Annotated in this window: 23 protein-coding genes and 1 riboswitch; of the genes, 21 read left to right on the top strand and 2 right to left on the bottom strand. The window is 42.8% G+C overall.

Annotated features, from left to right (window positions below; genetic code table 11):
• Positions 1-28 precede the first annotated feature (28 nt).
• The 5 genes from ACTNDS_RS14695 (at position 29) to ACTNDS_RS14675 (ending at position 6,479) form a co-directional block, all read left to right on the top strand.
• Positions 29-1,363, top strand: a complete 1,335-nt coding sequence (locus ACTNDS_RS14695; RefSeq protein WP_441036597.1) for a DUF1254 domain-containing protein — start codon at positions 29-31, stop codon at positions 1,361-1,363.
• 194 nt (positions 1,364-1,557) lie between these two features.
• Positions 1,558-1,635: riboswitch (glycine riboswitch) on the bottom strand.
• Positions 1,636-1,875: 240 nt separating this feature from the next.
• Positions 1,876-3,372, top strand: coding sequence for a glycerol kinase GlpK (glpK, locus tag ACTNDS_RS14690; RefSeq protein WP_441036596.1), 1,497 nt, complete (start codon positions 1,876-1,878; stop codon positions 3,370-3,372).
• Between the two features lie 21 nt (positions 3,373-3,393).
• Positions 3,394-4,830, top strand: coding sequence for an NAD(P)/FAD-dependent oxidoreductase (locus ACTNDS_RS14685; protein WP_173743117.1), 1,437 nt, complete (start codon positions 3,394-3,396; stop codon positions 4,828-4,830).
• A 17-nt stretch (positions 4,831-4,847) separates the two neighbouring features.
• Positions 4,848-6,116 (top strand): NAD(P)/FAD-dependent oxidoreductase, encoded by a 1,269-nt coding sequence (locus ACTNDS_RS14680; protein ID WP_441036595.1) that lies wholly within the window; start codon positions 4,848-4,850, stop codon positions 6,114-6,116.
• 3 nt (positions 6,117-6,119) lie between these two features.
• Positions 6,120-6,479 carry a DUF1667 domain-containing protein gene (locus ACTNDS_RS14675; RefSeq protein WP_303242922.1) on the top strand — a complete coding sequence of 120 codons (360 nt, stop codon included), beginning with the start codon at positions 6,120-6,122 and terminating at the stop codon, positions 6,477-6,479.
• A gap of 53 nt (positions 6,480-6,532) precedes the next feature.
• Here the strand turns inward: ACTNDS_RS14675 and eutJ are convergent, their stop codons facing one another.
• Positions 6,533-7,369, bottom strand: a complete 837-nt coding sequence (eutJ, locus tag ACTNDS_RS14670) for an ethanolamine utilization protein EutJ (RefSeq protein ID WP_441036594.1) — start codon at positions 7,367-7,369, stop codon at positions 6,533-6,535.
• Between the two features lie 286 nt (positions 7,370-7,655).
• Here eutJ and ACTNDS_RS14665 point away from each other — a divergent pair, with 286 nt between their 5' ends.
• The 8 genes from ACTNDS_RS14665 to ACTNDS_RS14630 all read left to right on the top strand — a co-directional run bounded on the left by ACTNDS_RS14665 (position 7,656) and on the right by ACTNDS_RS14630 (position 15,075).
• Positions 7,656-8,192, top strand: coding sequence for a hypothetical protein (locus ACTNDS_RS14665; RefSeq protein WP_019163283.1), 537 nt, complete (start codon positions 7,656-7,658; stop codon positions 8,190-8,192).
• 130 nt (positions 8,193-8,322) lie between these two features.
• Positions 8,323-8,808: a LeuD/DmdB family oxidoreductase small subunit gene (locus tag ACTNDS_RS14660; RefSeq protein WP_019163282.1), complete on the top strand. Its 486-nt coding sequence runs from the start codon at positions 8,323-8,325 to the stop codon at positions 8,806-8,808.
• 1 nt (position 8,809) lies between these two features.
• Positions 8,810-10,063, top strand: a complete 1,254-nt coding sequence (locus ACTNDS_RS14655) for a 3-isopropylmalate dehydratase large subunit (RefSeq protein ID WP_303242920.1) — start codon at positions 8,810-8,812, stop codon at positions 10,061-10,063.
• Positions 10,064-10,158: 95 nt separating this feature from the next.
• A complete protein-coding gene (locus ACTNDS_RS14650; protein WP_019163280.1) occupies positions 10,159-10,650 on the top strand; it encodes a LeuD/DmdB family oxidoreductase small subunit in 492 nt (163 codons plus the stop codon).
• Between the two features lie 17 nt (positions 10,651-10,667).
• Positions 10,668-11,921, top strand: coding sequence for a 3-isopropylmalate dehydratase large subunit (locus ACTNDS_RS14645; RefSeq protein ID WP_173743122.1), 1,254 nt, complete (start codon positions 10,668-10,670; stop codon positions 11,919-11,921).
• Between the two features lie 419 nt (positions 11,922-12,340).
• Entirely contained in the window at positions 12,341-13,906 is a 1,566-nt protein-coding gene (locus ACTNDS_RS14640) for an aminotransferase class I/II-fold pyridoxal phosphate-dependent enzyme (protein WP_433844734.1), read from the top strand.
• Between the two features lie 164 nt (positions 13,907-14,070).
• A complete protein-coding gene (gene lepB, locus ACTNDS_RS14635; RefSeq protein ID WP_186994374.1) occupies positions 14,071-14,643 on the top strand; it encodes a signal peptidase I in 573 nt (190 codons plus the stop codon).
• Positions 14,644-14,895: 252 nt separating this feature from the next.
• On the top strand, positions 14,896-15,075 hold the full coding sequence (locus tag ACTNDS_RS14630; protein WP_441036593.1) for a hypothetical protein: 180 nt from the start codon (positions 14,896-14,898) through the stop codon (positions 15,073-15,075).
• 186 nt (positions 15,076-15,261) lie between these two features.
• On the opposite strand, the gene ACTNDS_RS14625 is transcribed toward ACTNDS_RS14630, so the two are convergent.
• Positions 15,262-15,522, bottom strand: coding sequence for a hypothetical protein (locus ACTNDS_RS14625; protein WP_441036592.1), 261 nt, complete (start codon positions 15,520-15,522; stop codon positions 15,262-15,264).
• 525 nt (positions 15,523-16,047) lie between these two features.
• On the opposite strand from ACTNDS_RS14625, the gene ACTNDS_RS14620 reads away from it, so the two are divergent.
• From ACTNDS_RS14620 to ACTNDS_RS14585, 8 genes are all read left to right on the top strand, one after another.
• Positions 16,048-16,191: a hypothetical protein gene (locus ACTNDS_RS14620; RefSeq protein WP_441036591.1), complete on the top strand. Its 144-nt coding sequence runs from the start codon at positions 16,048-16,050 to the stop codon at positions 16,189-16,191.
• Positions 16,192-16,311: 120 nt separating this feature from the next.
• Complete coding sequence (locus ACTNDS_RS14615) at positions 16,312-16,959, top strand: L-rhamnose mutarotase (protein WP_173743128.1); 648 nt, start codon at positions 16,312-16,314, stop codon at positions 16,957-16,959.
• An 84-nt stretch (positions 16,960-17,043) separates the two neighbouring features.
• Positions 17,044-17,910, top strand: a complete 867-nt coding sequence (aroE, locus tag ACTNDS_RS14610) for a shikimate dehydrogenase (RefSeq protein WP_173743129.1) — start codon at positions 17,044-17,046, stop codon at positions 17,908-17,910.
• A 213-nt stretch (positions 17,911-18,123) separates the two neighbouring features.
• Complete coding sequence (locus ACTNDS_RS14605; RefSeq protein WP_441036590.1) at positions 18,124-19,623, top strand: S1C family serine protease; 1,500 nt, start codon at positions 18,124-18,126, stop codon at positions 19,621-19,623.
• A gap of 283 nt (positions 19,624-19,906) precedes the next feature.
• On the top strand, positions 19,907-20,257 hold the full coding sequence (locus ACTNDS_RS14600; RefSeq protein ID WP_173743131.1) for an Hpt domain-containing protein: 351 nt from the start codon (positions 19,907-19,909) through the stop codon (positions 20,255-20,257).
• Positions 20,258-20,264: 7 nt separating this feature from the next.
• Positions 20,265-20,939, top strand: a complete 675-nt coding sequence (locus ACTNDS_RS14595; protein ID WP_441036589.1) for an HAD family hydrolase — start codon at positions 20,265-20,267, stop codon at positions 20,937-20,939.
• A gap of 130 nt (positions 20,940-21,069) precedes the next feature.
• The gene (locus tag ACTNDS_RS14590; protein ID WP_441036588.1) at positions 21,070-22,356 is read left to right on the top strand and encodes a chloride channel protein; all 1,287 of its coding nucleotides are present in this window, start codon (positions 21,070-21,072) and stop codon (positions 22,354-22,356) included.
• 59 nt (positions 22,357-22,415) lie between these two features.
• On the top strand, positions 22,416-23,786 hold the full coding sequence (locus tag ACTNDS_RS14585; protein WP_441036587.1) for an MATE family efflux transporter: 1,371 nt from the start codon (positions 22,416-22,418) through the stop codon (positions 23,784-23,786).
• The last annotated feature ends 91 nt before the right edge of the window (positions 23,787-23,877 follow it).

The raw sequence follows: 23,877 nt of genomic DNA, 5'->3' as shown, positions 1-23,877 counted from the left end.
TTTGGGGCGGAAGCAGGAGGATATGAATATGAAAAGATTTGTAGCATCTGCTGACAGTGAGACAGATAAAAATATATGGGAGACAGTGGAAGCTGCTTATGTTTATACATTTCCGCTGGTGCTTATGGATGCGACTGAGACCTCGGCAACGAACACAGAGGAAGCTGCTACCGAAAAAGCACCTGTAAATCAGTTTATACACAGTGTTGCACTGGCAGATGCACAATTCAAGACTGTGGTGACTCCTAATGTGGATACGATCTATTCACAGGTCTGGTATGATCTGAGCGAGGAGCCGATGGTCTATGAACTTCCGGAAACAGATCGTTTTTGTAAGGTTCAAGTACTGGATGGATGGACAAATACTGCCGCGGTTCTTGATAAGGCTGGTGTATATGCAATTACTCTTTCTACGTGGGAAGGGGAACTGCCTGAGGGAGTTACCCGTATAGATGTTCCTACATCCATGGCATGGTCCATCACCAGAATCGTTTTAACAGGAGAAGAGGATCTTCCAAATGTGTATGCCATCCAGGAAAAAATGAAACTTATGCCGCTTTCCGATTATATATCCGGAGACACTTATGAACCTCCGAGGGGAAGCTACAGCGAAGAGAATGATTATATTCCTGTTGATAAGGTTCTTTCCATGGATCCGATCACATTTTTTAATAAGGCCAATGAGTTGATGGTAAAGAATTCTCCGGCAGCTGCGGATAAGGAAATGCTTGAAAAAATAGCAGCTGTGAATATAGGTCCTGGTATGGAATTTGACACTTCTGTTCTTACCGGTGATGTTGCAGAAAACTGGAAGACAATGCTGACAGAAATTCAGCTAAAGCTTATCAAAGAGGGCCAGAAATTCTCAAAAAAGCTTGGTCAGTGGGACTATTTTGGTGAACCGATCGGAGATTTCAATACAGAATATGCTTATCGTGCACTGGTAGCTCTTGCAGGGCTTGGTGCCAATACAGTTGAAGTTGCGCTGTATCCAAAGATAGAGCAGGATGCGGATGGAAATACTCTCACAGGAGAAAAATCATATATTCTTCATTTTGAAAGCTATCCGCAGGTTCTTGAAGGGGGATTCTGGTCTGTGACTGCATATGGGGACGATGATTTCCTGATCGATAATCCTATTGATCGTTACTGCATAAATGACCGTTCCGATCTGAAAGTGAATGATGATGGTTCCGTTGATGTTATTCTGTCTAAGGATGCACCGGAGGATACCACAAACTGGCTTCCTGTAGATAACGGAGGTTTCCATTTGTATATGCGTATCTATACGCCTGATATGGATGCCCTGGAGACCTGGACAGCACCGACCATTACAGAAATTGATCCATCAAAGGTGAATTAAGTATTTTTCGCTATAAAAATAGGAAACGAAAAAAAAGCCCCCTGCTTATGGGGGCTTTTAAAATCATATACATAAAAAAGCGCAGAACAAATAAATACTTGTTCTGCGCTCTGTCATCTTAACCTGAAAGATTACCCGAAATTTTGTGATCGGTTGCTTCTTCGGTGCAACTTTATTGTTGCTTTCCAGAGGTTCGTCGGAAACTGGTCCTTTTGCCTGAGAGTTCTTCATCCCCTTCGGCGCACATTCTGCGTCTCTCCCAGTTTCGTCATTCGATATCTTGAATTGCCTTCATGCTAACATAAAATACCAAAAACGTCAATGGAAAATATAGACTTTTATTAAAAAATGACTAAAAAATTTGAAACATATTTCCTTTATATTGGACAAAATTAATAGTATAATGTTATAAAAAAGAATAAATTTTGACATATGCGTTATTCTGGATTTGTCAGAAATTGTCTTATATAATACAATCATTATAAAGGAGACCATGAAAGGGAGGAAAAAGAATGGCTAAATATGTAATGGCTCTGGATGCAGGAACAACAAGTAACAGATGCATCCTGTTTAATGAAAAGGGAGAATTGTGCAGCGTTGCACAGAGGGAATTCACACAGTATTTTCCAAAACCAGGATGGGTTGAACATGATGCGGATGAGATTTGGGCAAGTATGCTTGGTGTAGCTGTTGAAGCAATGAATATGATCGGGGCAACCGCTGAAGATATTGCTGCAATCGGTATTACGAATCAGAGGGAAACTACGATTGTATGGGATAAAGAGACCGGTGAACCAATTTATCATGCCATCGTGTGGCAGTGCCGCAGAACTTCTGAATATTGTGACAGCCTGAAGGAAAAAGGACTCATTGATAAATTCAGAGAAAAAACAGGTCTTGTTATTGATGCCTACTTCTCAGGAACAAAGGTAAAATGGCTCCTGGACAATGTGCCGGGTGCGAGAGAACGGGCGCAGAGAGGGGAATTACTATTTGGTACAGTTGAGACCTGGCTGATCTGGAAACTGACAAAAGGTGCAGTTCATGTAACAGACTATTCTAATGCTTCCCGCACGATGCTGTTTAACATCAACACGCTGGAATGGGATGAGGAGATCCTTGCAGAGCTGGATATCCCCAAATGTATGCTGCCGGAACCAAAACCTTCAAGCTGTGTATACGGAGAGGCAGATATATCTTATCTTGGCGGATCTATCCCAATTGCAGGTGCTGCCGGAGATCAGCAGGCTGCTTTATTCGGACAGACCTGTTTCAATGCAGGAGAAGCAAAAAATACATATGGAACAGGCTGTTTTCTTCTTATGAATACCGGTGAGAAACCAATCTTTTCAAAAAATGGTCTGGTAACAACTATTGCGTGGGGACTGGACGGAAAAGTAAATTATGCGCTGGAAGGCTCTATCTTTGTAGCAGGTGCTGCGATCCAGTGGCTGAGAGATGAACTTCGTATTATTGAGTCCGCATCAGATTCAGAATACATGGCAAAGAAAGTAAAAGATACAAACGGATGTTATGTGGTACCTGCATTTACCGGACTTGGCGCACCGCACTGGGATCAGTATGCAAGAGGAACTATTGTAGGAATCACACGTGGAGTTAACAAATATCATATTATCCGTGCAACCCTGGAATCTCTTGCTTATCAGGTAAATGATGTACTGGAAGCAATGAAAGCAGACTCAGGGATTGATCTGGCAGCACTTAAGGTTGACGGAGGAGCAAGCGCAAATGATTTCCTGATGCAGACACAGTCTGATATTATCAATGCACCGGTTAACCGTCCTCAATGTGTGGAGACAACAGCAATGGGTGCTGCTTATCTTGCAGGTCTGGCAGTGGGATACTGGACAAGTAAAGAAGATGTTGTTAAAAACTGGGCAATTGACCAAACGTTTGAGCCGCAGATTTCTGATGAAGAAAGAGAAAAACGTATCAAGGGCTGGAACAAGGCTGTCAAATACGCTTATGGATGGGCAAAAGAGGATTAGTGATTAAGGAGTGATCTGGGAATGTATGATGTAATAATTATCGGAGCCGGAGTTTCAGGTGCGGCAACAGCAAGAGAGCTGTCACGGTACAAAATAAAAGCCTGTGTAATTGAAAAAGAAGAGGATGTATGTTGCGGCACTTCCAAGGCAAATAGTGCTCTTGTCCATGCCGGCTATGATGCTGCTGAAGGATCACTGAAGGCAAAACTGAATGTCAGGGGAAATCAGATGATGGAACAGCTTTCCCGGGATCTGGATTTTCCGTTTAAGAAAAATGGTTCTCTGGTTGTATGTCTGCATGAAGAAGATATGCCAAATCTTCAGGCACTGTATAACAGAGGCATTGCAAATGGAGTTAAGGAGTTAAGGATTCTTAACCGTGAGGAACTGAAGGAAATGGAGCCGAATATTTCCGATCAGGCTTACGCTGCGCTTTATGCACCTACAGCCGGTATTGTATGTCCTTTTGGTATGAATATGGCAATGGCAGAGAATGCAAATGCCAATGGTGTGGAATTTAAATTTGATACAGAAGTTACGGATCTTAAACCAATAGATAAGGGCTGGGAGGTCCATACAGATCATGGAGTTTTCCAGACAAGATACGTGGTAAATGCAGCCGGTGTTTATGCAGACAGATTTCATAATATGGTAAGTGAGGAGAAGATCCATATCACACCCCGGCGTGGAGATTACTGTCTGCTTGATAAGAGCGCAGGAAACCATGTAAGTAAAACTATCTTCGCACTTCCGGGAAAATACGGAAAAGGGATCCTGGTGGCACCCACAGTCCACGGAAATCTGCTCCTGGGTCCAACCGCAATTGATATTGATGATAAAGAGGGAACCAACACCACCAGAGAAGGTCTGGACCAGGTGATCGCTAAAGCAGAAATGAATGTAAAAAATATTCCGCTCCGTCAGGTTATCACTTCATTTGCCGGACTTCGTGCACATGAGGACGGAAATGAGTTTCTGATTGGTGAAGTGGAAGATGCAAAAGGTTTCATCGACTGTGCAGGTATCGAATCACCGGGACTTACCAGTGCACCGGCCATCGGGGAAATGATAGCACAGATCCTAAAGGAAAAAATGAACCTGGAAGAAAAGGAAGATTTCATCGCAACAAGAAAAGGGATTCTTGATCCCAATACCCTTAGCAAGGAAGAAAGAATCGCCCTGATCAGAGAAAAACCAGAGTATGGAAATATTATCTGCCGTTGCGAGATGGTAACAGAAGGTGAGATCATGGATGCCATCAACAGACCTCTGGGAGCAAAATCACTGGATGGAGTAAAACGCAGAACAAGAGCCGGTATGGGACGCTGTCAGGCTGGCTTCTGTTCCCCGAGAACAATGGAGATCCTGGCAAGAGAACGACATGTGAGCATGTTTGATATTACGAAATCCGGTGGAAATTCCAGAATTGTCACAGATAATAATAAGGATTCGTTATAAAAGGGAGGCATTGAATCATGAAAGCTTATGATATTGTTATCATCGGAGGAGGACCGGCAGGACTTGCAGCTGCGATCTCTGCGAAGAAAAGCGGCGTTGACAGTATCCTGATCCTTGAAAGAGACCGGGAGCTTGGCGGGATTCTGAATCAGTGTATCCATAATGGATTCGGACTTCATACATTCAAAGAAGAACTGACCGGACCGGAATATGCAGAACGTTTTATTGGACAGGTGAAAGAACTGGACATTGAATATAAATTAAACACAATGGTTATGGATATCAGCTCTCAGAAGATAGTCACTGCAATGAATCGTGAAGAAGGACTTTTTGAGATCCGGACAAAAGCAGTTGTTCTGGCAATGGGATGCCGCGAACGTTCCAGAGGAGCACTGAATATCCCGGGCTATCGCCCTGCAGGTATTTTCTCAGCAGGTACAGCACAGAGACTGGTAAATATTGAAGGCTATATGCCGGGAAGAGAAGTTGTGATCCTTGGTTCCGGAGATATTGGTCTGATCATGGCAAGACGAATGACACTGGAAGGTGCAAAGGTTAAAGTAGTTGCAGAATTGATGCCTTATTCCGGCGGACTGAAACGAAATATTGTTCAGTGCCTGGATGATTACGGAATCCCGCTGAAGCTCAGCCATACAGTTGTTGATATTAAGGGAAAAGAACGGCTGGAAGGTGTTACACTGGCACAGGTAGACGATCATGGAAAGCCAATCCCCGGAACTGAGGAAGAATACAGCTGTGATACTCTTCTCCTTTCCGTAGGTTTAATTCCGGAAAATGAGCTCTCAAGAGGTATGGGTGTGGATATGAATCCTGTTACATCAGGACCTAAAGTAAACGAAAGCCTTGAGACAAATATTGAAGGTGTATTTGCATGTGGAAATGTATTGCACGTACATGACCTGGTTGACTTTGTATCTGAAGAAGCCGGAACTGCCGGAAGAAATGCTGCTGAATATGTGAAACTGGGAAGTGAAAGAAGCTCAGAGGGAAAAGAGATCAGGATAAATCCGGTTGAAGGTGTCAGATACACAGTTCCGGGAACCATCCATACAGACCGTATGGATGAGAATCTGACCGTGCGCTTCCGTGTGGGCGGTGTTTATACAAACTGCTACATCAGTGCATATTTTGATGACGAAAGAGTGATCCACAAAAAACGTCCGGTTGTTGCACCAGGAGAAATGGAAGAGATTAAGCTGACAAAAGAGCAGCTTCTGAAATATCCTGATCTTCAGACCATCACAGTTAAGATTGAGGAGGCGTAAACTATGGAAGAGAGAAAACTGACATGTATCGGCTGTCCCATGGGCTGTCCTCTTACTGTTGTGATGAATGGCAAAGAGGTGGTAAGTGTCACTGGAAATACCTGTAAGCGCGGTGATGTATATGCCAGAAAAGAAGTGACTGATCCTACAAGGATCGTGACCTCTACTGTACGTGTATCAGGGGGCAGCATTCATATGGTATCAGTAAAAACAAAAGAGGATATTCCTAAAGATAAGATCTTTGAATGTGTAAGAGCCCTGAAAGGCATTCAAGTTCCGGCACCTGTTCATATTGGAGATATCATTCTTAAAAATGTGGCGGATACCGGTGTGGATATTGTTGCAACCAAAAATGTAGAATGACATATAAATACCCCGGAATTTCTTTTTGAAATTCCGGGGTGTTTAAATAATAATTATTTTTTATGCGTGACAGGAGGAAGATCGCAGTAATAAGCGATTCCCAGCGGAGTAACCAGAAGTGGATGAACCGGACGATAAACAGGCAGTCCCAGCTTTTTCTCAAATACAGCTGTGAAATCTCTGAAGCTGGCGGAACCTCCGGCAACATATACAGCAGGAACCTGGTAACCATTGAGAAATTTCTGAGTGATGGTAGCCATTTTTTCTACAGTAGCTTTGATCACAGGGAAAATTTCATCTTCCTTTGAAGGATCTGTTTTTAAAATTTCAGCTTCTTCGTAGGGAATATTGTAATGCCCTGCCACTGTCATTGTCATGTGACTGCCGCCGGTAGCCTCATCGTCTGTATAGATTACTTTGCCATCTTTGAGAATACTGATTCCTGTGGTGCCGCCGCCTACATCAACTACAGCACCATCTGTGATCTTAAGTACAGCCGCTGCAGCGGTTGGTTCATCTACGATATTCGTAACCTCAAAGCCAGCGCCCTCCAGCACATACTGGATGCTTTTGGTACTTCCCTGAGAGACTCCGGGTGGAATGGCTGCTGCCGCATAAAGAAGCTCAGTCTTTAATTTCTCTTCAAGTTCAGCTTTCAGTTTTGTGACAAGCTGAACAGATTCATAAAAATTAACGATCACACCGTCACGGATTGCGCGGGAAGGTGCAGATATGCCGGCAATGGGACGATTGGTATTGTCTACAACTGCCAGAACAGTGTTGGCAGTACCAAGATCCACGCCTACTTTTAGTCGGCCTTTGAAATTTTTACATTCACCGGTGCGTACAAGCTCGGCGAAATTTGATAAAGTCCTGTTTTTTAATTCCATTGTATACTCCTGATATTTTATCAATTTTTCAAACACGTTCTAGTTTTAGTCTGCGGATTGCTTCGCAGAATTACTTTTATCATAGTTTTCATTATAAAAGATATATTATAAAAAAGCAATAAAATACAATATCAATATGCAGGCTTTTATGTAAGGTTTGCCAAAGAAAAATATCTGTTTTTATGAATTATAAATGGGCTGTGTTAATGTAAAAGTCCGGGTTGGAAAAAGAACAAAAATAAATTATAATGACTTTTATACTTAAATGTGAGAAAGCAGGAACAACATGAGTGAATATATAACAACCTATACAGGAAATCATTTTAAACCAACAAATCCGGATCCGGAGCTGATCCGGATTGAGGATATTGCACATGCTCTTTCATTGATCTGCAGGGGAAATGGTCATGTAAAGACTTTCTGGTCAGTGGGAGAACATTGTATCTGCTGTGCAAAAGAGGCTGCTGCCAGAGGCTTGTCTGACCGTATGGTTCTGGCCTGTCTGCTTCATGACGCCAGTGAATGCTATATGTCAGATGTACCTTCACCGTTTAAAAAAGAGCTGCCTGAGTATCAGATATGGGAGGAACAGCTGCTCTGTATGATTTATAAGAAGTTTTTGGGTTCTGGGCTGACAAAGGAAGAGCAGACCCGGCTGGATGAAATCGATCATGCACTGCTCTGGTATGATCTGGAAATCCTTCTGGGAGAAAAACAGCAGACAGAGGCACCAGGGCTTCATATAGATCTGACTTATGAGGTACGTCCCTTTGAAGAGGTGGAAAGAGAATATTTGGATATTTTTACCAGAACATATAAATGAAGAACGTGATATCTTTTATTTTCTTTCTGCAATATTTTGTGTTAGAATAGGAAAAGAATTTTTACATTGTCTGACAAAAAGTTTCAGGGAATGAGTGTACAATGAATATATCAGAAAGGAATCATATATTATGGAACAGGGAACAATTTTTAAATTTCATAATGATCTGGATACAGATCAGATCATTGCTTCACAGTATCTGTTGCTTCCAAATCTGGATGAGATGAAAGGACATACCTTTGAATCTTTGGATCCGGATTTTGCAAAGAAGGTAAAGCCTGGAGATTTTGTGGTTGGCGGAGAGAATTTTGGCTGTGGTTCCTCCAGAGAGCAGGCACCTGGTGTGTTGAAGGCTTTGGGTGTGCAGGCTGTTATTGCCAAATCTTTTGCCAGGATTTTTTTCAGAAATGCCATTAATATCGGACTTCCGGCAATTGTCTGTAAAGATCTCCCGGATGAAGTTCAGACAGGAGACAAAATGGTGCTCCATATGTCTGAGGGAACAGCAGAAGCGAAGGGAAAAATATATTCCTGTACCAAATTGCCGGAATATATGCAGGGAATCTTAAATCAGGGTGGTCTGATCGCCTCTCTGAACCGAGAGGAGGAAAAATAAGATGGGAATGACAATCGCAGAGAAAATCATTGCTGCAGCTGCGGGAGTAGACAGTGTAAAACCGGGTGATATCCATACGGTAAAGCTGGACCGCCTGATGAGCAATGACGGAACTACACATCTGACAGTGGATATGTACAACAATAAATTAAAAAATCCTCATATTGCAGATGCAAAAAAGCTGGTATTTATTGTAGACCACAATGTACCTTCTGACAGCCCGAAAACTGCCGCATCCCAGAAAAAAATGAGGGATTTTGCAAGGGAAAATCATATTGATTTCTGGGAAGGAAAGGGAGTGTGCCACCAGGTTATGATCGAGAATTATGTACGTCCCGGTGAGCTGATCTTTGGTGCAGACAGTCATACCTGCTCTTATGGTGCACTGGGTGCTTTTGGCACAGGTGTTGGATGTACAGATTTCCTCTATGGTATGGTGACAGGAACCTCCTGGGTACTGGTACCGGAATCTGTGAAGTTTAATCTTGTGGGAAAATTACCGGAGGGTGTTTATGCCAGAGATCTGATCCTTACCATTATCGGTGAGATCGGGGCAAACGGATGTAATTATCAGGCTATGGAGTTTACCGGTGAAGGTGCAAAGACATTAAGCATCAGTGACCGAATGGCTCTCTGCAACATGGCAGTAGAAGCCGGTGCAAAGACCGGTATTTTTGAGGCCGACGAGAAGGCAATGGAATACCTGAGAGAGCATGGTCGTGAGCCAAAGGCTGTATTCCACAGTGATCCGGATGCAGTTTATGCCAGAGAATATACCTTTGATCTGTCCAAGGTGCGCCCGGTAGTGGCAAAGCCTGATTTTGTGGATAATGTAGTTCCTGCAGAGGAAACCTGTGGAATTCCGATTAATGAAGCCTTTCTTGGTTCCTGCAATAATGGACGTATTGAAGATCTCAGAGTAGGTGCTGAGATTATTAAAGGTAAAAAGGTTGCTGAGGGTGTTCGTTTCCTGGTGGTACCTGCAAGCCAGACCATTTACAGACAGGCACTGAAGGAAGGACTGCTGGACATCTTTATGGATGCAGGAGCAATTGTTATGAACCCGAACTGTAGTGTTTGCTGGGGAAGCTGTCAGGGTGTTATCGGTGAAAACGAGGTGCTGATCAGTACAGGAACACGTAACTTCAAAGGCCGTGCAGGACATCCAAGCTCTAAGGTATATCTGGGATCAGCAGCAACTGTTACAGCATCTGCCATTGCAGGTAAAATTGCTCTGGCCAGTGAAGTTAAGTAGTTTTTAACCGAATAAACTGCGGAGCAGTTATTCGGCGTAGAGCTGCGTAGCAAAGAGGATGATTTTATCCAATTGACATAAACGAGGTAAATATTATGGAAAAATTCACAGGAAAGGTGTGGGTACTTGGAGATGATATTGATACAGATATTATTATCCCTACTGAGTATCTGGCACTGAAAACGATAGATGATATGAAGCAGTATGGATTCAGCCCTCTCCGTCCGGAGCTGGCTGGACAGATCCGTAAGGGTGACATTATTGTTGCAGGCAAAAATTTTGGCTGCGGTTCCTCCAGAGAGCAGGCACCGGAGATTATCAAGGCGTTGGGGATCCAGTGCGTGATCGCAAAATCCTTTGCCCGGATCTTTTTCCGCAACTCAATTAATAACGGACTTCTGTTGATTGAGCAGCCAACCCTCTATGATGAGATCAAGGAGGGGGATGAGGTAACTGTAGTGCTGAATGAGCATGTAGATTACAATGGCAAACAGTACCCAATTGCTTCTCTGCCGGAGAATCTCATGGATATTATCCGGGCAGGCGGTCTGGTAAAGGCTATGCGTAAGCTGAATGGTCTGGATTAAGAGGAAGGGAGAAGCAAATGGGCGAGACAGTTATTGAGAAGATTATCAGAAATAATGTGGGAAAAGCGGTAAAACCGGGAGATATTGTGACTGTAAATGTGGATAGAGTGATGATCCACGATATTTTCATTCCTTTTGTTGCAGAAAAGTTCAAAGAGATGGGATTTACAAAGCTCTGGGATCCGGATAAAGTTGTGCTGATCTATGATCATCTGGTTCCGGCCAGTCAGCTGGACGATACCAGACATTTCCATGTGGGAGATGAGTTTGCAAAGAAATTTGGAATGAAAAATGTACATAGAAGTGACGGAATCTGTCATCAGCTGATGACGGAAGCTGGTTATGTGAAGCCCGGAAACGTGGTATTTGGTACAGACAGCCATACTACTACCTATGGCTGTGTGGGTGCTTTTTCCTCAGGTATCGGATATACAGAGATGGCAAGTATCCTGGGAACCGGCACCATGTGGATCCGGGTGCCTGAGACCATTAAGATTGTGATCGATGGAGAACTTCCGGAAAATGTAATGTCCAAGGATGTGATCCTGCGGATCATCGGTGATCTTACAGCAGCAGGTGCAACTTACCGATCACTGGAATTTACCGGAAGTACAGTGAAGAATATGTCTGTGGCAAGTCGTATGACAATGTCAAATATGGCAATAGAGGCAGGAGCCAAATGTGCGTTGTTTACACCGGATGAGAAAACAGCAGAGTACTGTGGAATTGAACTGGATGATTTTCAGAAGAGCCTGTCAGGAGATGAGGATGCGGTATATATGAAGACTCTGACCTATCGTGCCGAAGATTTTGTACCGGTTATGGCATGTCCTTCCCAGGTAGATAAGATCCGCCCTGTAGAGGAACTGGAGGGCACAGAGATTGATCAGGTATTTATCGGTTCCTGTACCAACGGACGTCTGGAGGATCTTCAGGCAGCAGCTGAGGTTCTGAAGGGAAAGAAAGTGGCAGATTATGTGAAGCTGATCGTCACACCTGCCAGCCGCAAGATTTACAGACAGGCAGCAGATATGGGAATCCTGGATATTCTGGCTGAGGCGGGAGCTATGATCACACATCCCGGTTGTGGACTGTGCTGCGGACGTGCAGGGGGTATCCTCACAGATGGAGAGCGTGTGGTAGCCACCAATAACCGTAACTTCCTGGGACGAATGGGAACATCAAAAGTTCAGATCTATCTGGCATCTCCCAGAACAGCAGCTTCCTGTGCTGTAGCTGGAAAGATTGTGAATCCGGTTATGGGAGAATAAACGGAGACAGATCATTGAGTAAATAATAAGGAGTACCTCAGTTACAAGGAACAGTACATTATTGTACCGGCTTGTATCGGAGGTGCTTTTTTGTTTGAGCTAAGTTCAATATGATGATACTGGCTTTGTTGATGAATTTAGAAATATATAAGATGAAATTGAACAAAAAAATAAGACTATAAAATACAAAAATAAATGTTGAATTTTTGAAAATGAGATGATATACTGAGTTCAATTACATGAGGCGAGAATATATAAAGTTCAAAACAATGCTTATTGAACTTTGACATTATTGTAATGTAACTATTCAGCAGATAGTATTTTATGGGCAATAGAAGAACTGCTACATTTAACCAAATCAAGTAGCGAAGCGGATGATTTTATCCGCCGTACTTTTTCGAAAGGAAAGGGAGAAAAATATGGCGAATCATACATTTGCAGAAAGGCTGAAAGAGGCTTTAAATAATAAACAGATGAAACAGGTAGATCTGGTGCGCTGTGCTCAGGAGCAGGGCGTGAAGCTTGGAAAAAGTCATGTAAGTCAGTATCTCAGTGGCAAGACGATTCCCAGAGCAGAAATCTTGCATTTTATTTCCGGGGTACTGGATGTAACAGAAGAATGGTTGATGGGAAATGGAGATGCAGAGAAACTAATGGATCCGGAAGTGATGACACCGGAAGCTGAAAAGCATCCGGAAGACCTTGATGGAAGCAGTGAAAAAGGAGCTGAAGGCATGGAGCAGACAGTTGAGGAGGGACGAAAAGTGCGCGAGTTTAAAAAATCATCAAAGCTTGATAATGTATTGTATGATGTGAGAGGACCGGTAGTAGAGGAAGCAAGTCGTATGGAAGCTGCCGGAACACAGGTGTTGAAGCTGAATATCGGAAACCCTGCACCTTTTGGCTTCCGCACACCGGATGAGGTTATTTATGATATGCGTGATCAGCTGACAGACTGTGAGGGATATTCCGCATCCAAAGGTCTTTTTTCAGCCAGAAAAGCAATCATGCAGTATGCACAGCTGAAGAAAATCCCAAATGTCAGTGTGGAGGATATTTATACAGGAAATGGTGTCAGTGAACTGATCAATCTGTGTATGTCTGCATTGCTGGATAATGGAGATGAAATCCTGATCCCTTCTCCTGATTATCCACTTTGGACTGCCTGTGCAACTCTGGCAGGAGGTAAGGCAGTTCATTATATCTGTGACGAGAAATCTGAGTGGTATCCGGATATGGATGATATACGCAAAAAGATTACAAGCAGAACAAAGGCAATCGTGCTGATCAATCCTAATAATCCTACGGGTGCTTTATATCCGAGAGAAGTGCTGCAGGAAATTGTGAATATTGCCAGAGAGCATCAGCTGATCATTTTTTCTGATGAAATTTATGACCGCCTGGTTATGGATGGACAGGAGCATGTTTCCATTGCATCCCTGGCACCGGATCTGTTCTGTGTAACCTTCAGTGGTTTATCCAAATCTCATATGATCGCGGGATTCAGAATTGGCTGGATGATTTTAAGTGGAAATAAGCGTATTGCAGCAGATTATATTGAGGGCCTGAAGATGCTTTCCAATATGAGACTTTGTTCTAATGTGCCGGCACAGTCTATTGTACAGACTGCTCTGGGTGGTCATCAGAGTGTAAATGATTATATTGTTCCGGGCGGACGTATTTATGAGCAGAGAGAATATATTTACAATGCACTGACAGATATTCCGGGAATTACAGCTGTGAAGCCTAAGGCTGCATTTTATATGTTCCCGAAGATTGATGTGAAAAAGTTCGGTATTGTCAGTGACGAGAAATTTGCTCTGGATCTTTTACGGGAAAAGAAGATCCTGTTGGTTCATGGAGGTGGATTCAACTGGGGACAGCCGGATCATTTCCGTGTAGTTTACCTGCCGCGAATTGAAGTGCTGAAAGAGGCAGCAGGTAAATTAAAGGATTTCCTGAGTACTTACCATCAGTCCCTTTGATAGAAAGGTCTGTTTATGACACAAGGTACAAAATGTTTCACGTGAAACATTTTGTACCTTTTTTGGAAGGAGATTTTATAAATTTATAGAATTTTAAGTAGTAGTTTCAGCTGTAATGTGTTAAACTGTAAACAGTTATGAATTTTCTGGAGGTGAAACTGATAATGGAAAACGAGGAAAAAAACCAGGAAGAACAACAGCAACAGCCTGCACAATCTGTGTGGAAGGAAATCTGGGATTATGCAAAGATTATTCTTGTTGTCTTTGTAATCGCATTTCTGCTGGGACATTTCGTGTATATTAATGCAAGAGTGCCGTCAGGTTCCATGGAACAGACTATTATGACAGGTGACAGAGTATTTGGAAACCGATTGGCATATAAGAATAAGGAGCCGGAGAGATTTGATATTGTGATTTTTAAATATCCGGATGATCCTTCACAGCTTTTTGTAAAAAGGGTGATCGGGCTCCCGGGTGAGACTGTTAATATCGTAGATGGTAAAGTGTATATTAACGATTCTGAAGAGCCGCTGGATGACAGCTTTTGTCCGGAAACACCGGAAGGCAGCTTTGGACCCTATACAGTGCCTGAGGATTGCTATTTTATGTTAGGGGACAATCGTAATCACAGTATGGATTCCAGATACTGGACAAATACTTTTGTGGAAAAGGATGCCATTGAGGCACAGGTGGCTGTGAGATATTGGCCTCTGAATAAGATGGGAACTGTGAAATAAGGATAAGTGTAAAAATTATAGTGATATGAGTAATATTAAGAGAACTGTCGAAAGAGAAAATCTGTCGGCAGTTTTTTTCTGTGAATTTTTTCACAGTAAGATAGTATATATGGAGGAGAAAATAAGAGAAGGATGCGGATCTGATCAGGGAAAGAGCCAAAATGCAGTCAGAAGCAGGAGCCACATTTCACCAGTGGACTGTCAAATATTTCCTTTGGTCTTCCGGTAAGAAAAAATATTAACCAGGCTTTTATGGTTCTGGCCATGAATGCCGGTATGGACAGTGCGATTGTAGATCCGACTAACAAAAATATGATCGGTATGATTTATGCTACAGATGCACTGCTGGAGCAGGCTGTATATCTTCTTGACTATGCAGAACGTAACTGGAGTGATGTAAAAGGAACCTTTGTGGAATCCCTGGGGAGATAGAAATACGGTGATTCCTCGAAGTTGAACATCAATTTGTTCTTCGAATTCTGCTGTGCTGGTTTTGATGACATAACTGGAAAATACCATAGTTAGTATGATAAATAGTATTAGCATAATGAAAATGCTGCGCAATAAAATTCTCTTTTGAAATTGATATTTCTTCAAGTCCTCACCCCTCTGTGATTCTTAAAAGCCCCAGGGCTGTGTTTCTGTTTTTACTGTTTTTTCGCTTTCAATTGCCTGCTCAAGCATAAAAGATAAATAAGTATCCTGAAGTGCTTCGCGTAATGAATAAAATTCTGTTCCGTTTTCTGTGAAGTTTTTCATACATGCAAGGCAAGACGCTACGGCAATTTCATCATCATTCATTCTTGCGGGATAAAAAGGATTTTGATAAACTTGTTTATCTAAAAATAGAATTCCCTTATGTGCCCATGGATGCTTCATCGATCTCTCGTGGTACTCCATTTACAAAGCTACAGAATGTCATAACAGTAAAAGGAATCCGCAATGAAATAAAGATACAGATTACAGAGAAAAAAGTACCATATATATGTAAATATTGCAACAAAAAGAAAATAGATGCAATCTGTAAGGTCAATGTAAGACCAAAGATAAAATAATAATAAATTCCCTGCGATAATTTGTCATTTCGTCTGGAAATGACAATGCCGGCTATTGCTCCCAAAAAAACGGAAATCACCGTTACGGGAATAGTAATAATAATACTGTTAAGATATCCCAGCCATATTTTTCCAGATTCCAATACATGAGTATAGTTGGAGAAAAGCCGTTTTGATGGCAAGGCAAGGTCAAATCTTGCTGCTTCTGCCTGGGTTTTGAATGTATACTTTATACATTCAAGAAATGCTATACGGTTAAAAATATTCTAAGGGAATCTTTAAGTTGTTTTACAATAACAGGCTAATAAATGTTATACTGTAGGCATCAGTTTTTTGCAGGAGGTGTAACATGAAGCTGGAGAGAGACAACATTCCGCTGGATAAATATTTTCCTTTTCAGATTGCAGAGGTGAGGTTGACACCGGAAAACAGCAGGCCGGGGATCTGGCATTGGCACAGTTATTTTGAGATTACCTGTGTGCTGGAGGAATGACCTCCGGTGCAGTGAAAGAATAAAAAAGAATAGAATATCTGTAAATCTGTGGTAGAATAATACTGTCTGTACCTGTGGCTGCAGTATTATTTTTGTTACATTTTAGGAGGGTTTTATATTATGGAAAGACATGCGTTTGCCATGAAAGTGAAGGATGGTCAGATGAATACATATCGCCGGAAGCTTGGGGAAATCTGGCTGGAGCTTACCGGTTTTCTGGATAGAAACCAGATTAAAAATTTCAGTATCTGGAATGCAGACCAGCTGATCTTTGGGTATTATGAGAAAGCAGACGGTGCTGTGCTCAATGCAGAAGAGAAGTCAGTAAAGGACAGACTGACAGGGGAAATCCAGGATACTTTTCAGTGGATTTCTACTCCGGGAGAGGATATGCGTCTGATGTATCATAACTTTGGAGTTGTCAGGGAAAACAAGGAGCTGATCCGTCATAGGATGTTTATGACAAAGCTGAAGGATGGCTGCGAAGAAGAATATAAGGCGAGACATGACGGACTGATCGCACAGAGAGGGGATACTGTGGATCCGGGCCCGGACAGCAATTTCAGTATCTGGAGTGCAGGTGGATATATCTTTGGATATGATGAAATTGACACGACTATGGAGCGAGATGAGACACCGGAGGAGCATGAGGCAACTGTAGCCTGGGAAACCAGACAGCTGGGGATCATGGACTGGATCACCAATGATGTAGACTGGATGACAGGAGAATGCCATCCTGCAAGCAGAAGGCTGGCATGGCACAATTAATAGTTTGTTCTCACAGACTTGCTTTATCACTTTAAATCGTGTATAATCTGAATTACGAATAAAATGCGGAAAGGAATACAGATTATGTCAAAACATATTACAGGACACACAGGATTATTATGTTTACTTGGAAGCCCGGTTGCGCACAGTGTTTCTCCGGAAATGCACAATGAGGCATGCGACCAGCTGGGACTTGATTATACATATCTTGCATTTGACGTGCCGGAGGAAAAAATGCCGGAGGCAGTCCAGGGACTGAGGACTATGGGCGTCAGAGGCTGGAATATTACCATGCCGGGCAAGAATATTATGTGTAAGCTGGCAGATAAGGTTTCTCCTGCATCAGAGATTTCCGGAGCATGTAATACTATTGTAAATGATAATGGTGTATTGACTGCATACACTACAGACGGTGTAGGATTTATGCGGGCAGTTGCTGAGAATGGTGTGGATATTATCGGCAAGAAAATGACACTTCTGGGAGCCGGCGGTGCTGCCACTGCCATTTTGGTACAGGCTGCACTGGATGGAGTTGCAGAGATCAATGTATTTAATGTGAGGGATGGATTTTTCTCAAGAGCAGAGGAGATCGTTGCCAAATTAAATGAGCGTACAAAATGTAAAGTAACACTTCACGATTATGAAGATCCGGAGGTTCTCCGTGCGTCTATCGCAGACAGCGCAATCCTGGTAAACGGTACTTCCGTGGGAATGGCACCGAACACAGACAGGACTATCATTACAGACACTTCCATGTTCCACAAGGATCTCTTTGTATTTGATGTAATCTATAATCCTAAAGAAACCAGATTACTCCGTGAAGCAAAAGAGGCAGGCTGCAGAACCGGCAATGGTATGTATATGCTTCTGTATCAGGGAGCTGCTTCCTTTAAGCTTTGGACCGGAGAGGATATGCCGGTAGAAATTATAAAGGAAAAGTATTTTTCTTAAGGCTATGAGAATAGATAAAAAGCGTCCATGAGGGCGCTTTTTATATGATACCGGTGAAAGGGGAGCCAGTGCCATAATATGTCACAGATTAAACACAATTTTCCCACACATTCAACACAAATCATCCCTATACTTAGAACCATCAAAAGGAAACAGAGAGTTGCAGTGAACAGACACTGAAACGGGTAATTGAGAATCAGGAGGGACTTAACCATGATGAATAAGGATAAAAATAATGATAAAATCAGAAAAATTGTAAAGAAAGGTCTGACACTTAGCCTGTGTGCAGTTCTTGCAGGTGGTGTGGCAGCAGGAAGCTTTGAGGGATTCAGCGCACTGACAGGGGAGACTACCGTGCAGGCAGCAGATAAAAATGACGCTAAGCTTACTTATGCAAAATCAGAAAAGAAAGCAGATAAGGATGATGCAAAAGAGGATGACAGCAAATCAGATTCCAAGAAGAGTGATACAGCAAAGGGAAGCCTGGATGTATCTGACATTGCAGCAGAAGCACTTCCTTCCATTGTATCTATTACAACAAAATCTGTTCAGGAGGTTCAGACCTATTATGGAATGTACGGAATGTACGGATATGCCCCACAGCAGGAACAGGAGGTAGAGGGCAGTGGTTCCGGTATTATTGTAGGTAAAAATGACGATGAATATCTGATTGCTACTAACTATCATGTAGTAGAGGGAGCAGATACATTATCTGTAGCCTTTGCAGACGGAACTGCAGCAGAAGCTACTGTAAAGGGCTTTGATGAGGAAAAAGACCTGGCAGTTGTAGCTGTATCCGTTGATGATATTGACTCTGACACAAAGGATGCAATTTCTGTTGCCAAGATCGGCAGCTCTGATGATCTGAAGGTTGGAGAACAGGTAATTGCCATCGGTAATGCATTAGGATACGGACAGTCTGTTACTACCGGTATTGTAAGTGCAAAGAACCGCAGAATGGATTCTGATAACAATACAGTTACAGACGGCAGCACAGATGATTCAAGTACAGACGGAGTAAACCTGATCCAGACAGATGCTGCTATCAACCCTGGAAACAGTGGTGGTGCACTTTTGAATATGGATGGTGAAGTTGTAGGTATCAACTCTGCAAAGCTTGCATCCACAGAGGTTGAAGGTATGGGATATGCCATTGCTATCTCTGATGTAACAGATATCCTTGAGAATCTGATGAATGAGACTGCCAGAAATAAACTGGATGATGAAGACCATGGTGTACTTGGCATCAAAGGACAGACGGTAGATTCTCAGGCTGTACAATTATATGATATTCCGTCTGGCGTTTATGTATACCAGGTTATGGATGGAAGTGCAGCTGAGAAGGCTGGCCTGAAGGAAAAATCTGTAATCACTAAATTTGAGGGAAAAACAGTCAGCAGCATTGAACAGTTGATTTCTTATCTGGCTTACTATGAACCAGGCGAGGAGGTTGAACTTACCGTGCAGGTTCCTGGAGGTTCCGGATATGAGGAAAATACTGTGAAAGTAACCCTGGATAAGAATACCACTGATGAAGACAGTGATAATAAGGACGGAAAGAAGAAGGACCAGGATGCAGAGGATGAAGAATCTATAGAAGATGCATTTGGTGGTTCCGGGGATGAAGACTCTGAAGACCAGGAAGAGGAAGGCTCTGAGGAGGATGAAAATCCATTTATCAAATATTTTACGGAGCAGGGACTTTTCAGATAAAATATAATTGTTCAGGACATGTAAGGCTGTGAGTGCAGATCTGTAGAAATAGTATTTTGAGCAAAAACATAGAAGAGACATTTGTATGTAGGATATGTATATACGGATGTCTCTTTTTTGATTTTTTAACATGTTTTTTGCATATTTTTGGAAGCTCGGTACTTGTGAAGGAATATATGGCGTGATAAAATAAGACAACTGATAAAATAACAAAGATGTTTAAAGGATATTATAACAAATGTATAACTCGGAATGGGTTAATAAGTATTAAGGAGAAAGTCAAATGACAATCAAAGAGTGTTATGAACAGATGGGGGCAGATTACGAAGATGTACTGGGCAGATTGAGAAATGAAGCACTGATCAGGAAGTTTGCAAAGAAGTTTCTGGAAGATGGAAGCTTTCAGATGCTGAAGGATGGCCTGGCAAAGAAGGACGGAGAAATGGCTTTCCGTGCAGCCCATACTCTGAAGGGGGTATGTCAGAATCTGGGATTTGATAATTTATATGAGCCAAGCTTTGATATTACAGAGAAGCTTAGAGGCAGGGATACAGAGGGCTGTGAGGAGCTTTTTGCAAAAGTAGAAGAGCAGTACAATAAGACTGCAGAAGCAATCCGCATGCTGGAGGACTGATTCACAGATGATGGAAAGTAAGGGTGCAATTTTTGATGTAGATGGTACACTTCTGGATTCCATGCCGGTATGGCATAATATCGGTGAGCTTTATCTGGAAAGTCTGGGGATTACCTGTGAAAAGGATCTGGGTGATAAAATATATGCCATGAGCCTGGAGCAGGGTGCTTCTTATCTACGCAAAGAATATCATCTGGAGAAGTCAGAGTCTGAGATTATTCATGAGGTGTTGAAAATCGTAGATGATTTTTACAGATTGGAAGTGCCGTTGAAGCCAGGAGTAAGGAAGGTTCTGGATTGGTTCAGAAATCATGGTATCCCAATGGCAGTTGCTACATCCGGAAACAGAGCACTTGCGCTGGCAGCTCTGGAGAGAACAGGGGCTGCAGAGTATTTTCAGACAGTACTTACCTGTTCGGAGATCGGTGCAGGAAAGGATAAGCCTGAGATTTATCTGCAGGCAGCACAGGCTATTGGGTGTAAACCGGAGGAGACGCTGGTATTTGAGGATGCATTTCATGCGGCCTGTACAGCACGTGAAGCTGGTTTTCTTGTGATCGGAGTGTATGATGAAAGCAACCGGCGATTTGTTCATCAGATGCAGGAGCAGTGTATCTGTTACTGTGACCAGATGGAGGAATGCATAGAATTTTTAAATGCAGACGGTATTTACAGAGAATAAAATCTGTAAATGCCGTTTTTTCCTGCTGTCCGTATATATTCTGTCCACAGCAATAACAGGAAGACTAGGATTTTTTGCTGAACTATAGTAAAATAGGAAGTAAACAGTATGCGGAAAGGTATTGAGGAAAATGGAAGAAGAAAAAGAACAGAAGGTAAAAGAAAAGCTGTCATATTATGGTCAGGAGATAAAACGGGATGTGGGGAATCTGGTGAAATGGCTGTTTCTGGCGGCAGTGGTTGGATGTGTCACAGGGGCAGCAAGTACATTATTCTCCTTTGCTTTGAAAGGGGTAACTGCCTACAGGAAAGCAAATGAATGGATTTTTCTTCTGCTTCCGGTGATGGGTCTGATCATTGTATTCTTGTATGAGAAAATTGGTAAGGAGGACGGAGGAACCAACCAGGTGCTGTCTACAGTCCGGTCTCAGGATGATGTGCCTCTTTTATCAGCACCTTTGATTTTTATATCTACAGCGCTGACACATCTGGCAGGCGGTTCCGCAGGAAGAGAGGGAGCTGCGATCCAGCTGGGAGGAAGTATTGCCAATCAGCTGGGGCGGTGGATCCATCTGGATGAGGAAGATCGCCATGTGATCGTTATGTGTGGTATGAGTGCGGCTTTCTCTGCATTATTTGGTACACCTATGGCTGCAGCTGTGTTTGCACTGGAGGTAGTCAGTGTGGGTGTTATGTATTATACAGCTCTTATGCCCTGTATGATTGCTTCTCTGATTGCCTCTCAGTTTGCAGCGGGCATGGGTGTTACACCGGAATCCTTTCATGTGGTGGATATTCCGGCCTTGTCTTTGGAAACAGGACTGAAAATGGTGATAGTAGCTGTGGGATGTGCGGTTGTAAGCATTATATTCTGTATGGTGCTGAATGCTGTGGCAGGTCTGTATGCAAAATGGCTGAAAAATCCATACATCCGTGTAGTTGTGGGAGCGTGTCTGGTGATTGCAGTTACTCTGCTTCTGAGAACAGATGAATATATGGGTTCCGGTGCAGAGCTGATCGCTAAGGCAGTAGAGACCGGACAGACAGATACATTTGCATTTTTGTGGAAAATCATTCTTACAGCGTTGACCATGCGTGCAGGTTTCCGGGGAGGGGAGATTGTTCCCTCTTTCTGTGTGGGGGCTACTTTTGGATGTGTGATGGGAAACCTGCTGGGACTTTCTCCCTCAATCTGTGCAGCCTGTGGTATGGCAGCAGTATTCTGTGGGGTAACAAACTGTCCGATTACTTCTATATTGATTGCTTTTGAGATGTTTGGCTTCCGTGGTGTGTCCTTTTACCTGATTGCGGTGTCCATAAGCTATGCTGCTTCCGGATATTATGGACTGTACAAGAATCAGACCATTGTGTACTCAAAATATAAAGCAAAATATGTGAACAGGCACACAAGGTTCTGATCATGTAGCGAAGAGAAAGCTTTGATTTTATTTGTAGGAATTGACTAGGAGGAATTTACTTGGAAAAGTACAAGGAAAATATACAGGCTGAAAATCCTCTGGGCACAGCGCCAGTAGGCGGTCTGATCAGAAAATTTGCCATTCCGGCGATTATCAGTATGCTGGTTAGTGCAATGTATAATATTGTGGATCAGATTTTTATCGGACAGGGAGTCGGAATGCTGGGAAACGCAGCTACCAATGTGGCATTTCCGGTGACTACCATTGCCACAGCTATGGCACTGCTCCTGGGTATCGGCGGAGCTTCCAATTATAATCTGGAAATGGGGGCAGGACGGGAAAAAAAGGCCAGTGGTATTGCCGGGACTGCTCTTTCTTCTCTGGCGATCAGCGGTGCAGTTTTATGTGTGATCGTGGTGCTGTTTCTGAAGCCCCTTCTTACATTGTTCGGTGCAACGAAGGATGTTATGCCTTATGCTGTGGATTATACAGGAATCACAGCATTGGGGCTTCCGTTCTATATTTTATCTGTGGGAGGAAATCATGTTGTCAGGGCAGACAGAAGTCCCACCTATTCTATGGCCTGCGTAACAGCAGGTGCAGTGATCAATACCATCCTGGATCCTCTGTTTATCTTTGGATTTGGATGGGGAATTAAGGGAGCTGCCTGGGCTACAGTGATCGGGCAGGTTGTATCCGGAATTCTGGTTGTAGTGTACTTCTGGAAATTCAGGAAAATGTATCTGGAAAAATCCATGTTGAAGCCACGGTTACATTATCTGAAAGCGATTACCGCCTTGGGTCTGGCATCCTGTATCAATCAGATTGCAATGGCTCTGGTGCAGATCGTTCTGAATAATATTCTGCGGTATTATGGGGCAGCTTCTATATATGGAAGTGATATTCCCATTGCCTGTGTTGGTGTTATTTCCAAGGTAAATCAGGTATTTATGGCCATCTGTATCGGAATTTCCCAGGGCTGTCAGCCAATCTGGGGATTTAACTATGGGGCAGAAAAATATTCTAGGGTGCGTCAGACCTATAGGTATTCTGTAACTGCCTGTACAGTTATTGCTACCGGCTTTTTCCTGTGTTTCCAGCTGTTTCCCCATCAGATCGTGGGAATCTTTGGCACAGGAAGTGATCTGTATTTCCAGTTTGCAGAGCGCTATCTGAAGATTTATATGTTTATGACTTTCGCAAACGGAATCCAGCCAATGTCATCCGGATTTTTTACTTCTATAGGAAAAGCAAAGCTGGGTGTTGTTATGTCTCTCACCAGACAGGTGATCTTTCTCCTGCCGTTGATCGTGCTCTTCCCTCTGTTTATGGGAATTGACGGTGTTATGTATGCAGGACCGATCGCAGATGCAGCAGCATTTGCTCTGGCTATTATTTTTGCCAGAAGAGAGCTGATGAAGATGAAGTGAGCAGAAGTATAATAGATGTGATTATTTAACAGATCGTAATTATTTTCCAGACAGATAACAATAAAGGGGTTCCACATGAAAATGTGAGAAC

It is taken from the genome of Blautia sp. HCP3S3_C12, assembly GCF_052064155.1.
Classification (GTDB): Bacteria; Bacillota; Clostridia; order Lachnospirales; family Lachnospiraceae; genus Blautia_A.
This window is presented reverse-complemented; position numbering and strand designations above follow the sequence as displayed.